Annotated in this window: 13 protein-coding genes and 1 other RNA gene; 4 read left to right on the forward strand and 10 right to left on the reverse strand. The window is 69.3% G+C overall.

Annotation, left to right across the window (positions count from 1 at the left end):
* Positions 1–15: 15 nt before the first annotated feature.
* The 3 genes from ssrS to ABD017_RS07970 all read right to left on the reverse strand — a co-directional run bounded on the left by ssrS (position 16) and on the right by ABD017_RS07970 (position 798).
* Positions 16–201: non-coding RNA, 6S RNA (gene ssrS, locus ABD017_RS07960), on the reverse strand.
* A 58-nt stretch (positions 202–259) separates the two neighbouring features.
* A complete protein-coding gene (locus ABD017_RS07965) occupies positions 260–574 on the reverse strand; it encodes a cell division protein ZapA (protein WP_343881894.1) in 315 nt (104 codons plus the stop codon).
* The gene (locus tag ABD017_RS07970) at positions 574–798 is read right to left on the reverse strand and encodes a TIGR02449 family protein (protein WP_343881896.1); all 225 of its coding nucleotides are present in this window, start codon (positions 796–798) and stop codon (positions 574–576) included. The genes ABD017_RS07965 and ABD017_RS07970 overlap by 1 nt, the downstream gene beginning before the upstream one ends.
* Before the next feature lie 109 nt (positions 799–907).
* Between ABD017_RS07970 and ABD017_RS07975 the strand changes: the two genes are divergently transcribed.
* The 4 genes from ABD017_RS07975 to cydB all read left to right on the forward strand — a co-directional run bounded on the left by ABD017_RS07975 (position 908) and on the right by cydB (position 5429).
* On the forward strand, positions 908–1471 hold the full coding sequence (locus ABD017_RS07975) for a UPF0149 family protein (RefSeq protein ID WP_343881898.1): 564 nt from the start codon (positions 908–910) through the stop codon (positions 1469–1471).
* The gene (locus ABD017_RS07980; protein ID WP_343881900.1) at positions 1468–2826 is read left to right on the forward strand and encodes an aminopeptidase P N-terminal domain-containing protein; all 1359 of its coding nucleotides are present in this window, start codon (positions 1468–1470) and stop codon (positions 2824–2826) included. Before ABD017_RS07975 ends, ABD017_RS07980 begins: the two co-directional genes overlap by 4 nt.
* Before the next feature lie 204 nt (positions 2827–3030).
* The gene (locus ABD017_RS07985; RefSeq protein WP_343881902.1) at positions 3031–4416 is read left to right on the forward strand and encodes a cytochrome ubiquinol oxidase subunit I; all 1386 of its coding nucleotides are present in this window, start codon (positions 3031–3033) and stop codon (positions 4414–4416) included.
* A 2-nt stretch (positions 4417–4418) separates the two neighbouring features.
* Positions 4419–5429 (forward strand): cytochrome d ubiquinol oxidase subunit II, encoded by a 1011-nt coding sequence (gene cydB, locus ABD017_RS07990; protein WP_343881904.1) that lies wholly within the window; start codon positions 4419–4421, stop codon positions 5427–5429.
* A gap of 118 nt (positions 5430–5547) precedes the next feature.
* Here cydB and pepQ read toward each other — a convergent pair whose 3' ends face one another.
* From pepQ to rph, 7 genes are all read right to left on the reverse strand, one after another.
* A complete protein-coding gene (gene pepQ, locus ABD017_RS07995) occupies positions 5548–6858 on the reverse strand; it encodes a Xaa-Pro dipeptidase (RefSeq protein WP_343881906.1) in 1311 nt (436 codons plus the stop codon).
* 128 nt (positions 6859–6986) lie between these two features.
* Positions 6987–7343, reverse strand: coding sequence for a PilZ domain-containing protein (locus ABD017_RS08000; RefSeq protein ID WP_343881908.1), 357 nt, complete (start codon positions 7341–7343; stop codon positions 6987–6989).
* On the reverse strand, positions 7340–9556 hold the full coding sequence (locus tag ABD017_RS08005) for a DUF1631 family protein (RefSeq protein WP_343881910.1): 2217 nt from the start codon (positions 9554–9556) through the stop codon (positions 7340–7342). Before ABD017_RS08005 ends, ABD017_RS08000 begins: the two co-directional genes overlap by 4 nt.
* 110 nt (positions 9557–9666) lie before the next feature.
* Entirely contained in the window at positions 9667–11823 is a 2157-nt protein-coding gene (locus tag ABD017_RS08010; protein WP_343881912.1) for a DUF1631 family protein, read from the reverse strand.
* A gap of 77 nt (positions 11824–11900) precedes the next feature.
* Positions 11901–13067, reverse strand: a complete 1167-nt coding sequence (hemW, locus tag ABD017_RS08015) for a radical SAM family heme chaperone HemW (RefSeq protein WP_343881914.1) — start codon at positions 13065–13067, stop codon at positions 11901–11903.
* Positions 13064–13660: an RdgB/HAM1 family non-canonical purine NTP pyrophosphatase gene (gene rdgB, locus ABD017_RS08020; RefSeq protein ID WP_343881916.1), complete on the reverse strand. Its 597-nt coding sequence runs from the start codon at positions 13658–13660 to the stop codon at positions 13064–13066. Before rdgB ends, hemW begins: the two co-directional genes overlap by 4 nt.
* Before the next feature lie 124 nt (positions 13661–13784).
* On the reverse strand, positions 13785–14516 hold the full coding sequence (gene rph / locus ABD017_RS08025) for a ribonuclease PH (protein WP_343881918.1): 732 nt from the start codon (positions 14514–14516) through the stop codon (positions 13785–13787).

The following is a 14516-nucleotide window of genomic DNA, read 5'->3' on the forward strand; positions in this document are numbered from 1 at the left end:
GCGCGTAATGGGGTGGCGTCAACCGCAATGCCGCTGCCCACCAAACGACCTTGATCCACGAGGATCAGGTGGGAGGGCTACATGGTCTCAAGGCTTTCCGCACATGGCGGACATGCACAACAACCGATGTGAAGCCGACCCGGGGCCGTATTTAGGAACAAGGCAAATGTAAGAGTGTGCTGGCGCACATCACAGAAAACGCCGAGGTCGATTCTAAAAGCCTGCGCGCTGGAAAGCGAGCGCGGCGCGCGCCAACGATTCAGCGCTTGACCAGGTTTTCATCGAACGCGGCATCCAGCTTGTGCCGCAACACGGCCAGGCCTTCGCTCAGGCGCTGCTCCTGCGTCTCATGCTGTTTGCGCAAGGCCATCAGCTCGTGGGTGACGCTGATGGCGGCCAGCACCGCCAGCCGCTCGAAGCTGGGCGCGCGGGCGTTGGCGCGCAGTTCGCGCATCTTGCGGTCCAGGAACACCGCCGCGTCCAGCAGCCCCTCGCGCTCTTCCGGCGAGCAGGCGATCAGGAATTCGCGATCGATCAGGCGCAGCGCGACCGGATCACTGACAGGCGTGTTCATCAACCGTTGCTCTCGAGGGATTTCAGCCGCTGGATCATCGCCTCGACGCGGCTGCGGGCCAGTTCGTTGCGCGCCATCAGGCCCGCGCGCTCGCCGCTCAGCTGCTCCTGGCTGTGGCGCAGGCTCCGGTTTTCCTCGGTCAGGCGGCGCACGGTTTCCAGCAGGCGATCGAGCTGCTGGGCCAGGGCGGCCAACTCCTGCTGAACGGCATCAGGCGTATTCATGCGCGAAACTATAGCAGTACGCCAGGCGAAAACAGCCGCCCCGCGAGGGCCCATGAAGCGGCCGCGACGCGCTGCATTAAACTGGCCGCCATCTTTCGAGGAGTACGCCATGACAGACACCGAACTGGTCAGCCATGACCAACTGGACGCCGTGGTCATGCGCCTGCAACTGGGCACCGACGCCAGCGAACTGCATGGCTCGCTGTGCGGCTATCTGGCCGGCGGCGGCACCCTGCGCGGCACCTCGGTGCTGGCCGCGCTGCATCTTGATGCCGAGGTGGAGGCGCCCGAAGCGACCGACCTGGCCCTGCTGCGGCAACTGGCGCGGCAAAGCGAGATCGAGCTGGCCGACCCCGAGCTGGGCTTCGAGCCGCTGCTGCCCGAAGACGACCGCCCGCTGGTCGAGCGTGCCGAGGCGCTGGTGGAGTGGTGCCGCGGCTTCCTGGGCGGTTTCGGCCTGGCCGGTGCGCCGGCCCACGCCAAGCTGTCGGAGGAGGCGCAGGAGATCCTGCGCGATTTGGGCACCATCGCCGGCTCGGCGTTCGATTTCCAGAACGAGGAGGAAGACGAGGACGCGTTGATCGAGGTGCAGGAATTCGTGCGCGTGGGCGCCATGCTGCTGCACACCGAATGCACCGCCAGCGGCGATCCGGCCAGCGGCACGCTGCATTGAACCTTGCCTCCACGGGCAGCGCCGCGAGCGGGCGCGATGCATCGCTGGCGCTGAACGGCGCCGAGTTCGCCGGCCGCCGCCGGCAGCTGATGGACATGGCCGGCGACGACGCGGTGCTGCTGCTGGCCGCCGCGCCCGAGCGCATGCGCAATGCCGACGCGGCCTGGCCGTACCGGCAGGATTCCGATTTCCACTACCTCAGCGGTTGGCCCGAACCGGCCGCGGTGCTGGCCTTGCTGCCGGGCCGCCAGCATGGCGAGGCGGTGATGTTCTGCCGCGAGCGCGATCCGGAGCACGAGCGCTGGCACGGGCAGTCGGTGGGCACCGAGCGCGCGGTCGCCGATTACGGCATGGACGACGCGTTCCCGATCGAGGACATCGACGACATCCTGCCCGGCATGATCGAAGGCCGCGCGCGCGTGTATTGCCACTTTGGCCGCGAACCGGAATTCGACGCACAGCTGATGGGCTGGATGCGCCGTTTGCGCCAGCTGCGCGGCGGTGGCGTGGTGCCGAAGGAATTCGCCGCGCTGGGCCATCTGCTGCACGACCTGCGCCTGTACAAGTCGCGCGGCGAACTGAAGCTGATGCGTGCGGCGGCGGCCGTCGCGGTCGAGGCGCACCGCGCGGCCTGGCAGGCGGCGCGCGCCGGTGCGCACGAATACGAGGTGGAAGCGGAGCTGCTGCGCTCGATTCGCCGCCACGGTGCCGTCGCCGCGTTCGTCCCCACCGTGGCCGCCGGCGCCAACGCCTGCGTCATGCACTACCGCGCCAACCGCGCGCCGCTGCGCGATGGTGATTTGCTGCTGATCGACGCCGGCGCCGAAATGGACGGCTATGCGTCCGACATCAGCCGCACGTTTCCCGTCAATGGCCGCTACAGCACGGCGCAGCGCGCGCTGTACGACGTGGTGCTGGCGGCACAGCACGCCGCGATCGATGCCGTGCGTCCGGGCCAGCCGTTCGGCGCCGCGCATGCGGCGGCGGTGCAGGTACTGGCCGAAGGCCTGTGCCAGCTCGGCCTGCTGAAAGGGGACGCCGATGCGGCCGTGGCCAGCGGCAGCTACCGGCGTTTTTTCCCGGCAAAAACCGGTCATTGGCTGGGGCTGGACGTGCACGACGTGGGCGATTACCGCGTGGGCGGCGAATCGCGCCTGCTCGAATCGGGCATGGTGCTGACGGTGGAGCCGGGCCTGTACGTGCCACCGGATGATCTCTCGGTGGCCGAGCGCTGGCGCGGCATCGGCATCCGCATCGAGGATGACGTGGCGGTAACGCGCGAGGGCCATGAAATCCTCAGCGCCGCGCTGCCGCGTGACGCCGACGAGATCGAGTCGCTGCTGGCGCTGCGCTGACGGTGAAGCTCCTCTCCCTCCGGGAGAGGGGTTGGGGAGAGGGTTCGGCCGGCGTGGGTAATCCGCCTTCGGCCGCACCCTCATCCGGCCCTGCGGGCCACCTTCTCCCGGAGGGAGAAGGGAGCGAACCCGCGTGGCGAATCGTCACACGGCTGAGTCCTTCACATGGCGAAGCCTATAGTCGGCGGATTCGTTCCGCGGGAGATGGCCGTGCCGACTGCCGAATTCCTGTCGCGAATCCAGTTCGGTTTCGTGATGTCGTTCCACATCCTGTTTCCGGCCTTCACCATTGGCCTGGCGAGCTGGCTGGTGTTCCTGGAAGCGCTCTGGTTGCGCAAGCGCGACGAGATGTTGCGCGATCTCTATTTCTTCTGGATGAAGGTGTTTGCCGGCTCGTTCGGCCTGGGCGTGGTCTCCGGCATCGTGATGAGTTTCCAGTTCGGCACCAACTGGGCCGGTCTGTCGACGGTGGCCGGCAACGTGCTGGGGCCGCTGCTCAACTACGAGGTGATGACGGCGTTCTTCCTCGAGGCCACGTTTCTCGGCGTGATGCTGTTCGGCTGGAACCGGGTCAGCCACCGCACCCATTTCCTCGCCACCTGCATGGTGGCGCTGGGCACGCTGATCTCCAGCTTCTGGATTCTTTCGGCGAACAGCTGGATGCAGACGCCGCAGGGCTACGCGATGGTCGATGGGGTGATCCAGGCCACCGACTGGTGGGCGGCGATCTTCAACCCCTCCTTCCCGACGCGGCTGGTGCACATGGTGCTGGCCTGCTTTTTGAGCACGGGCCTGGTGGTCGGCGGCGTGTCGGCCTGGTACCTGCTGCGCGGGGTGTGGCCGGACAAGGCGCGGCTTATGCTGCGCTGTGCGCTGGCTTTCGTGGCGATCGTGATCCCGTTGCAGATCCTTGTCGGCGACATGTCGGGGCTGGTGGTACGCGAGCACCAGCCGGCCAAGCTGGCGGCGATCGAGGCGCGCTGGACCACCGAAAAAAGCGTGCCGCTGACCTTGTTCGCCTGGCCGGACGAAAAGGCCGAGCGCAACGATTACGCCATCGACGTGCCGCACCTGGGCAGCCTGATCCTCACCCACAGCTGGGACGGCGAGGTGAAGGGCCTGAAAGATTTTGCGCCAGAGGACCGGCCGCCGGTGGCGGCGCCGTTCTTCAGCTTCCGCATCATGGTGGGCCTGGGCCTGCTGATGCTGGCGCTGGCCGTGGTCGGCCTGCTGTTGTGGTGGCGGCGGCGCCTGTTCGACAGCCGCTGGTACCTGCGTTGGTGGATGGCGATGATGCCGGCCGGTTTCATCGCCCTGCTCACCGGCTGGTACACCGCGGAGATCGGGCGCCAGCCCTGGGTGGTGTACGGCGTGCTGCGCACCGTGGACGCGGCCAGCCCGGTGCATGCGTCCAGCGTGCTGGGCTCGCTGATCGTCTACTTCGTGACCTACATGATCCTGTTCGGCTTCGGCAGCTGGTACCTGTTCAAGGTGTTGCATACCGGGCCGGAGGCCGCGCCGCCGCGGTTCGGTTTCGAGGCCACCGCGTCGCGGCCGCTGGCCGTGGTCGACGATCGCAGGGAGGACTGACCATGCAACTTGCCACGATCCTGCCGATGGTCTGGTTCCTCATCATCGGCTTCGCGATCATGATGTACGTGCTGCTGGACGGCTTCGTGCTTGGCATCGGCATCCTCACGCCGTTTGCCGACGACGAGGCGCAGCAGGAGCTGATGATGAACACCGCCGCGCCGATCTGGGATGGCAACGAGACCTGGCTGGTGATGGGTGGCGCCGGGTTGATGGCGGCGTTTCCACCGGCCTATGCCGTCATCCTGTCCAGCCTGTATTTGCCGGTGCTGGCGATGCTGATCGCGCTGATCTTCCGCGGCGTGGCGTTCGAATTCCGCTTTCGCGCGCATCGCTCGCGGCGCATCTGGGGCGTGGGGTTCCACCTGGGATCGGTCATCGCCGCGTTCGCTCAAGGGCTGATGCTGGGCGCCATCGTCGAGGGCATGCCGCTGGAAGGCGGCAAGTACCTGCATGGCGCGTTCGCCTGGTTCAGCCCGTTCTCGGTGCTCACCGGGATGGCGCTGGTGTTCGGCTACGGCCTGCTGGGCGCGACCTGGCTGGTGCTCAAGACCGAGGGCCGCCCGCAACGCATCGCGCGCGACCTGACCCGGCCGCTGATGCTGGCGGTGATCGCGTTCATGGTCATGGTCAGCGCGTGGCTGCCGTTCCTGGATTCACGACTGATGGACCGCTGGTTCACCTGGCCCAACGTCCTCTACCTGTCGCCGTTGCCGATCCTCACCGTCGTCGTGGCCGCGTGGCTGTGGCGCGCGGTGCTGGCCAATCGCGAGGTGGCGCCGTTCGTGCTGGCGCTGTGCTTCTTCGCGCTGGGCTTCCTGGGCCTGGTGGTGGGCATGTGGCCCAACCTGGTGCCGCCGACCATGAGCATCTGGGACGCCGCCTCGCCGCCCTCCAGCCAGGGTTTCGTGCTGGTCGGCGCGGCGATCATGATCCCGGTGGTGCTGTTCTACACCGCGTACTCGTACCGCGTGTTTCGCGGCAAGGTGAGGGCGGGGGAGGGGTATCACTGATTGGTGGGGAATGGGGAATGGGGAACGGGGAACGGGGAACGGGGAACGGGAGAATCCGAAGCCCGCATGCGAAGCCGTGCGCGCTGTTCCCTGTTCCCTGTTCCCCGTTCCCTGCCTCCTATTCCCGCCCCCACGCATCGCGCGTGAGGTTCTCCGGTGCGCCCTCGGTACACACCACATCGTCCTCGATGCGGATGCCGCCGTAGGGTTTGAAGGCCTCGACCTTGGCCCAGTCGATGTCCTTCGCCGCGGGCTTGTCGCGCAGTTCGGCCAGCAGCATGTCGATGAAGTACAGCCCCGGTTCGATCGTCACCACCATGCCCGGCTCCAGCGTGCGGGTCATGCGCAGGTAGGGATGACCGGCGGGGCGGGGGATGGTGCCGCCGCGTTCGCCTTGCTGGAAACCGGCCACGTCGTGCACCTGCAGGCCGATCGAATGGCCCAGGCCGTGCGGGAAGAACGCGCTGGTGACGCCGGCCTCGACGGCGCTTTCCGCGCTCATGCGGAGGATGCCGTGCTCGCGCAACACGCCGGCCAGTACGTGGTGGGCGTGGACGTGCAGGTCGGGATAGCTCTGGCCGGCGCGCACCATCGCCACGAAGCCCTGCTGGGCCGCGTCGACGCTGTCGATCAGGGCCTGGAACTCGCTGGCGTCCGCCGCGGCGTAGGTGCGCGTGATGTCGCTGGCGTAGCCCGCGGCGCTGGCGCCGGCATCGATCAGCAGCGAGCGGCTGGTCGACGGCGGCGTGCGGTCGAACCTGCTGTAGTGCAAAACGGCGCCATGCTCGTTGAGGCCCACGATGCTGGCGTAGGGCAGTTCGGCGTCGATCTGGCGCGCGGCGTCGAGATACGCCATGTGAATGTCGAACTCGCTGGCGCTCGCGCGGAACGCGTCGGCGGCGGCGCGATGGGCGCGTGTGCCGATGCGGCTGGCTTCGCGCATCAGCGCCAGTTCGTACGGCGTCTTGTAGCTGCGATGCCAGTGCAGGTAATCGAGCACGGCCGCGGGGTTGTTCACCTCGATGCCGTCCACCGCGGCCGGCGCGATCACCGCGCGGTGGCCGGCGGGCAGGGCGGCCACCGCCTCGGCCGCATTGCGCACGATCACGATCTCGAAATGCTCGACCCAGTAGCCCTGCGGCGCCTGCGGCACCACGTGCCAGTAATCGCGCGGCTGCAGGAACACCAGCTTCGGCTTCTGGCCCGGCGTGTGGATGATCCAGCTGCCGGGCGCGTCGGTCAGCGGCAGCCAGTGCTTGAAATGCGGGTTCACCGCGAACGGGAAATCCTGGTCGTCCAGGAATTTTTCCGCGGGCATGCCGGCGGCGATCAGCAGGTGGTCGAAACCGCCCAGTGCCAGTGCCTTGTCGGCGCGATCGCGCAGGACGGCCAGGTGTCGGGGGTACAGGGTGGCGAGCTGATCGTGCATGGTTGTTCCCTTCGTCGGGCGGCCGTCGGGGCGGCGCGAAGGGTTTCGTCACGGCGTCGCGCGCTACGGCCGCGATAAGCGGTCCGTTGATGATGCGGCCGTGGCGGGTGGCCGGCCAGTGAAGAAGGTCAGGCTTGCGCCAGCCAGCGGTCCAGGTGGCCGGCGTCGGCGTCGCTGATCGCCACGATGCGATAGCCGGCCCAGATCTGCCCCGGGCTGGCGGCGGCCGCCTGCCATTGCTCCTGGATGCCCACCTCGATCGGCTGCGACGGTTGCAGGCCGGGCTGCGCCGGCAAGGTCAGGCTGACCTGGTACAGCGCCTCGCTGCGCGGCGCCCTGGAGCTGATCAGCATCATGCCGCCCACCGACAGGTTGCCCAGGTGGCCAAGCGGCTGGCCGCTGATCACGTCGGTCACCACGGCGGTGAAGTTGATCGGCTTGCGCTCGCTGCGGCGCTGGTTGGCGGGGTTGTCCGGTGAATTCATGAGCGACGATTTCCCTGCGCCACGGCGCTCGGGGTGATGGATTGGCGCAACGCGCCGGTCAGGCCGTGCCAGGCACGGTCGAGCAGGCTTTCGCGCGACGCGGGCATTTCGCGGGCGCGGCCGCTGGCGATTTCGTGGGCCAGTTGCGCCAGGGTCATTTCCGCGCCGCGCTGGCCGCGGCGGGTCACCATCAGGCAGCGGCCGGACATGGGCGAATACCAGCTGAGCTTGCGCCGCGCGACCTGGCCGGTGGCCGGGTCATCGAACTCGAACCAGCTGCCGAACGGCATCTGGCGCAGCCGCAACAGGGTCTCGCGCTCGCGCGGATCGACCGGTGGCTGGGGCGGCGCCGGCTCGGCGTGATCGGATTGCTCGCCCAGCCGCTGGTGCTGTTTCAGGCGCAGGGCGAGATCCGTGGCGCTGGGCAGGTCCACCGCCGGATCGACCTGCTCGATGCCCAGCAGGCGCTGGGCGACCTGTTCGGCCTCCTCCGCGTGCATGCCGATCTGCTGCAGCCCGGTTTCCACGTCCTGGCGCAGCTGTTGCCGGTCGGTGGTCGGCGCGCGGTCCAGCAACTGGTCGGTGACCCGCAACTGCGCCACGAAGGCTTCGCTGTCCTCGCCGTGGCGCAGCAGGGTGAGCGCCAGCACGTCGGACCAGGCGCGGTCCAGCAGCGCGCGCAGCAGGCCGCGCGGCGGCGACTGCGCGAAGCGCTCGGCCATCAGTTCGGTGGCGCGCTGGCGGGCCCGGTCCAGCCGCTCGCGACCTTGCGCCGCTTCCAGGTGACGATGTTCGGCCGCCTGCGCCTTGCGGCTGAGCAGTTCGACGTGGCGCTTGATGTCGGCCAGCAGGCTGGCATACAAGTCCGCGCTGGGCGGCTCCTGCCGCGCGCGCGACACCAGTTGTTCCAGCTTGGCCGTCAGCGGGCGGTTGCTCTCCTCGTCGCTGCCTTCGAACCAGTCGTTGGCGGTCGTGGTGACGGTATCGAGCAGCTGCCGTGCGGGATGCTCGGGCCGTTCGAAGAAATCGTGGTCGGCCATCGCCATGCGCAGCAGCGGCAGCTGCAGGCCGCCGAGCAGGGCCCTGGCGTCGCCGCTGCGCTGCAGTTGTTCGCCAAGCTGCTCGAACAGCATCGCCACCAGCTCTACCGTGTCGCCCTGTTCGCCGCTCAGTTCGGTGCGCGGCGCGTCGGCGGGCTTGCCGCTGTTGAGATGGAACAGAAGCTCGTCGCGCAGGCGCTGCGCGCTGCGCAACTCGCGGCTGGCGTGGTCGGTGACGGCGACCAGGTGCTGTTGCAGCGCGGCGAGCGCGGTTTCCAGCTCTTCCGGGCTGGCGGCGCGACCGGCGGGCTGGCCGGTGGTGCCGTCGATACCGCGCTGCCGTGCCAGCAGGTCACGCAGCGATTCGAGCACCGCGATCGGCTCGTGCGACGCCGGTGCGCTGCGCGCGGCCGCCGGCGTGGCGCCGGGCGTGGGCACCGCATGCGGCCGGCTGATCGCATGGCGTGGCAACTGCGTCCCGCGCAGCCGTGGCAGGATGCCGTCGCCCAGCAGCCGCGTGTTCACCGCGGCCAGCAACGGCGCGAGCGTGCGCAGCACCGACTGGTCGAAACAATGCAGCAAGGTCTGCTGTTGCTGCAGCGGCAAGGCCAGTGACGCGCTGACGTGGTGGAAGGCGTGGATCAACGCGCGCGGCCCATTCGGCAGCGCTTCGCCCTCCAGCGGCGGGGCGGCCACCAGCACGCCGAGACGGTAGGCAAGCTCATGCAGCACGGTGCCGTGGCGCGCCTCGGCGCGGGCCGACAGTTGCTCCAGGGTCATGCTCAACTCGTGCTCGACCGGATCGAGCAGTTCGAGCTGGCCCCAGGTGTTGGGCTGTTTCGCCGGTGCCGGCGGGTGGTGGCCGATGCGGTCGAAACCCACCACCAGATGGTTGGCGAAGCGCTGCCCCAGGCTTGCGCGGTCCTGCTGCACCCGTTGGCGGGTGGCGAAGTATTCCTGCTGTTCGCTGGCCTGGTGCGACTTTTCGGCACGCGTGAAGATGTGCTGGTCGAACGCGGCCAAGCTTCGCTGCAGCGGCTGGTGCAGCTCGGCAACGCAGTGGGCGCAGATTTCTTCCAGCAGGCGTTGCGCCCGTGCCGGCCAGTGGCCGCGGCGGGTATCTGGCGCCGACCCGGACACAAGTGAAGCGCGTTGTTGCTGCTCCGCGTCCATGGCAGATCCCGTCGTTTTCCGGAACGATGAGTTTATGCCGGTTGTCGCCGGCCTGTCATGCGGTTTCCGCGTCCACCCGGCACCCGTGCCGGGTGCGGTGGCGCGGGGTATCACGGCGATGGAGGGATGTCGGTCATGGCGCGCCAGGCGGCCGCCAGCGACGGCGGTTTCCGGGCGGCGCAGGGGCGGGCTTCGCCGTCGACCAGCTTTCGCGCCAGTTGCGCCAGGGTGATGTCTTCCGCCGGCTGGCCGCGCCGGTTGAGCAGCAGGCAGCGTCCGGAATGCGGCGCAAACCAGGCCAGCTTGCGCGCCCGGATCGGTGCGCCCGGCGTGGCGGCGAATTCGAACCAGTCGCCCGCGGGTTTCTGCCGCAACTGCTGCAGTTGCTCGCGCACGCGCGGATCGGTTTCGTCGCCGCCAGGGTCGCCAGGCGCATCCGCCGCCGGCGCCTCGCCAAGGCGTTGTTTCAGCCGGATGGCCAGGCTGGTGGTGCTGGGGCCGCGCGACGCCGGATCGTCGCTGTCGGCAAACAGCCAGCGGGCCAGCTCCGCGCTTTCCTCCGCCGGCATGCCGATCTGCTGCAGCCCGGTTTCCAGTCCGTGGCGCAGGGCCAGCGGATTGCTGACCGGACGCTTGCCGCAGAGCTGGTCGGTGATGAGCAGGCGGCTGGAAAACGCGTCGCTCTGCTCGCCATGGCGCAGCAGGGTCAGCGCCAGCACGTCGGTCCAGACGCGGTCGATCAGGCCGCGCAGGCCGTTGTCCGGGCGGGCGGGGTCCCTGCGTTCGGCCATCAGCTGTGCCGCTTGCCGCCGCGCCTGGGCCAGCCGGTCGTGTCCCTGCATGGCCTCCACGTGGCGCCGCTCGGCCAGTTGCGCCTTGCGTTGCAGTTGCGCCAGGTAGGCGTCGAGCTGGCCCTGCAACGCGGTGTACAGCGCCGCCGCGGGCGGCTCCCAGACGGTGCGGTCCACCAGCTGGTTTAGCGCGCTGACGACGCCGCGATCGGCCTCGCTGTCGCTGTCCTCGATCCAGTCGCGGGCCGCGTCGGCAAACGTCTCCAGCAGTTGCCGCGCCGGATGCCCGTGTTCGAAGAAACCGGGGTCGGCGAGCGCCAGGCGCAGCAGCGGCAGTTGCAGCTCGCCGAGCAGCGCGCGGGCCTTGCCGGACGGGCGCATGGCGGCGGCCAGCGCCTGCAGCAGCCGCGCCACCAGTTCCAGGATGTCGTCCTGCTCGTCACCGATGCGCACGTTCGCGCCGTCCCCCGGCGACCGCGCCTGGGCAGCGCCCGCGTTGAGGCATCCCAGCAGCGCGCGGCGCAACTGCGAGGCGCTGGCGGGCGTGCCGCCGACATGGCCGGGGATCAGGCTGGGGCGCTGTTGCAATGCCTCCAGCGCGGCCCGCAGTTCTTCCTCGGTGGCCACCAGGGCGGCGTCGTGGCGTGCCGGGCTGGCGTTGCGGCGGCGGATCAACGGTTCGCGCAGCCCATCCAGCGCGCTGGCCGCCGTCGCCTTGCCAGGCGGGGTGGGCGGTGCCGGTGGCGCCGGCGTTTCGATCGACAGTGGCGGCGCCTTGCGCAGCGGCGTGCGCGCCATGGGAAACGCGCGCAGGCGCGGCAGGATGCCTTCGGCCAGCAGGTGACGGTTGACGATCTCGTACAGCCCGGCCAGCCCCGGCACCAGGGTGCTTTCCAGGCTTTGCAGCAGCAGCACGTCGTGCTCGCTGGGCAGGTTCAGCGCGGCGGTGGCATCGCGGAACGCGGCGGCCATGGCCTGCGGCCCCAGCGGCAGGCGTTCGCCCTCCAGCGGCGGCGCGGCCACCAGCACGGCGAGGCGGTAGCTCAATTCCACCAGCAACGGCCCGTTGCGCGCCTCGTTGCGCGCCACCAGCTGGTCCAGCGCGGCGGTCAGCTCGTGCTCGACCGCATCGAGCAGGCTCAGCGTGAGCCCCGGCTTCTTGCCGGCGGACGGGGCGGCGAGGGTGCCGATCTGCGCAAACGCGCGGTCGATGCTGGCCACGAAGCGTTCTTCGAAAACCTGCCGTCCCTGCAGCAGCGTCTGCCGCGTGGCCAGGTAGCGCTGCTGGTCCACGTGGCTGCGCGTGCGGTCGGATTTGTCGTGCAGGCGGCGGTCGAAATCCCCGAGGCAGGCGCGCAGCGGCTCGTGCAGCCAGGTCGCGCACAGGCCGCGCACTTCATCCACCAGTCGTTGTGTGCGCGCCGGCCAGCCGGGTTTGTCGGGGGACGGCGCGTCTTCGGTGATGTCGATCTTCAAAATGATCCCGAACCATGCGACAGGGCGAGTCTATGCCCGATGCGGTGAGCTAACCATGAGCGTTTTGTCACAACGGCTCAAGCCAGGAAGCTGGCGATCACGTCGTTGAGAAAACGCTGGCCCAGCGCGGTGGTGCGCAATCGTGAGGGATCGTGGTGCAGCCAGCCGCGCTGTTGCGCGTCGTGCAACGGCGCGGCGATGGCGGCCAGCGGCAGGCCGGTGCGCTGGGCGAAGTCGTCCAGCGGTACGCCGTCGATCAGCCGCAGCGCGTTCAACATGTATTCGAACGGCAGCTCGCCGGGCACCACGATTTGGTCGCCGCCGATGCGCGCGGGCGTGCCGCAGGCTTCCATGTAGGCGCGCGGGTGGCGCGATTTCCAGCGCCGGTGCACCTGGCCGCTGGCCGCGTCGCTGAGCTTGCCGTGCGCGCCGGCGCCGATGCCCAGGTAGTCGCCGAAGCGCCAGTAGTTGAGGTTGTGCGCGCAGCGCCGGCCCGGTTGCGCGTAGGCGGAGATTTCGTATTGGCCATAGCCCGCCGCGGCCAGGCGTGCCTCGCAGGCTTCCTGCATCGCCCAGGCGTGGTCGTCGTCCGGCAGCGGCGGCGGGTTGGCGGCGAACACGGTGTTCGGCTCCAGCGTCAGCTGGTAATGCGAGAGGTGCGCAGGTTGCAGCGCCACGGCGCGATCCACGTCGGCCAGCGCGCCATCCAGCGTCTGTCGGGGCAGGGCGTACATCAGGTCGAGGTTGATGTTGGCGTAGCCCGCGTCCTGCGCCGATTTCACCGCGCGCTCGGCTTCCGCGGCGGAATGGATGCGGCCCAGCCGGCGCAGCTTGTCGTCGTCGAAACTTTGCACGCCGAACGAGATGCGGTTGACGCCGGCTGCCAGATAGCCATCGAAACGGCCATGTTCGACCGTGCCGGGATTGGTTTCCAGCGTGATCTCGGCATCGGCGGCCAGCGGCAGCCGCTCGCGCACGCCATCGAGCAGGCGCTCGATCAGCTCGGGCGAAAACAGGCTGGGCGTGCCGCCGCCGAAGAAAATGCTGACGATGGGCCGGCCCTGCAGCGCCGCGCCGAAATCCGCGCGGTCGGCGTCCAGGTCGGCCAGCAGGTGGTCGATGTATTCGGCGTACGGCGGCGGCGTGTTGCGCAGGCCGTGCGAGTTGAAATCGCAGTACGGGCACTTCTTCACGCACCACGGCATGTGGATGTACAGCGACAGCGGTGGCGCGGTCAGGCTCATGTCTGCTCGGCCAGCCGCGCCCGCAGCGCCGCCATCGCCTGGCCGCGGTGGCTGAGGTGGTTTTTCAGCGCGGGGTCGAGTTCCGCGGCGCTTTGCGTTTGCCCATCGGGCAGGAACAGCGGGTCGTAGCCGAACCCGCCCGGCCCGCGCGGCGCCTCCAGCACGCGGCCGTGCCAGCGGCCTTCGACGATCAGCGGCGTGGGGTCGGCGGCGTGGCGCAGCAGCACCAGTGCGCACATGAAGAAGGCACGGCGCCGTTCCGGCGGCACGCCGTCCAGCGTCCGCAGCAGTTTCGCGTTGTTGGCGGCGTTGTCACCGTGGTGGCCGGCGTAGCGCGCGGAGTACAGCCCCGGCGCACCATCGAGCATGTCCACGCACAGGCCCGAATCGTCGGCCAGCGCGGGCAGACCGCTGGCCCGGGCCGCGTGGCGCGCCTTCAGCAGGGCGTTTTCCACGAAGGTCAGGCCGGTTTCCTCGGCGTCCTCGATGCCCAGGCTGGCTTGCGTGACCACCTCGCAACCGCTGCCGGCAAACAGCGCGTTGAATTCGCGCAGCTTGCCGGGGTTGCTGCTGGCCAGGACGATGCGATGCATGGGGTGGGTTTCCTGAAGTGCCGGGAGTGGAATCGTCGTGGGGCCATGGTGACGGGAGAAGGCCCTCTCCCCCTGCCCCTCTCCCGCAAGCGGGAGAGGGGAGTGTCGTGCTTGCGCGACCGCGTTAGTTGGATTGCAGCGCGGCACGCTGCGCTGCGACCAGTTCACCGATGCCTTTTTCGGCCAGCGCCAGCATCGCGTCCATCTCGTCACGGCGGAAGGCGTGGCCCTCGGCCGTGCCCTGGATCTCGATGAAGCCGCCGCCGTCGTTCATCACCACGTTCATGTCGGTGTCGCAGCTCGAATCCTCGGCGTAGTCCAAGTCCAGCACCGGCATGCCCTGGTAGACGCCCACCGACACCGCGGCGACGGCGCCCACGATCGGGTTGCGCTTGAGGTTTTCGCGCTTCATCAGCAGGTTTACCGCGTCGACCAGGGCCACGTAGGCGCCGGTGATGGCGGCGGTGCGGGTGCCGCCGTCGGCCTGCAGCACGTCGCAGTCGAGGGTGATCACGCGCTCGCCCAGCGCCTGGCGGTTGACGCAGGCGCGCAGGCTGCGGCCGATCAGGCGCTGGATCTCCATGGTGCGCCCGCCCTGGCCGCCGCGCGCGGCCTCGCGCTGCATGCGGGTGTTGGTGGCGCGCGGCAGCATGCCGTATTCGGCGGTGATCCAGCCCTCGCCCTTGCCGCGCAGCCAGGCCGGTGCGCGGTCCTCGATGCTGGCGGTGCACAGCACGCGGGTGTCGCCGAAGCTCACCAGCACCGAGCCCTCGGCGTGGCGGGTGTAGTGGCGCTCGATGGTGACCGTGCGCAGCTGGTCGCTGGCGCGGCCGCTGGGGCGGGTGGGGGCGTTCAT

The organism is Rhodanobacter caeni, from assembly GCF_039523575.1.
Classification (GTDB): domain Bacteria; phylum Pseudomonadota; class Gammaproteobacteria; order Xanthomonadales; family Rhodanobacteraceae; genus Rhodanobacter; species Rhodanobacter caeni.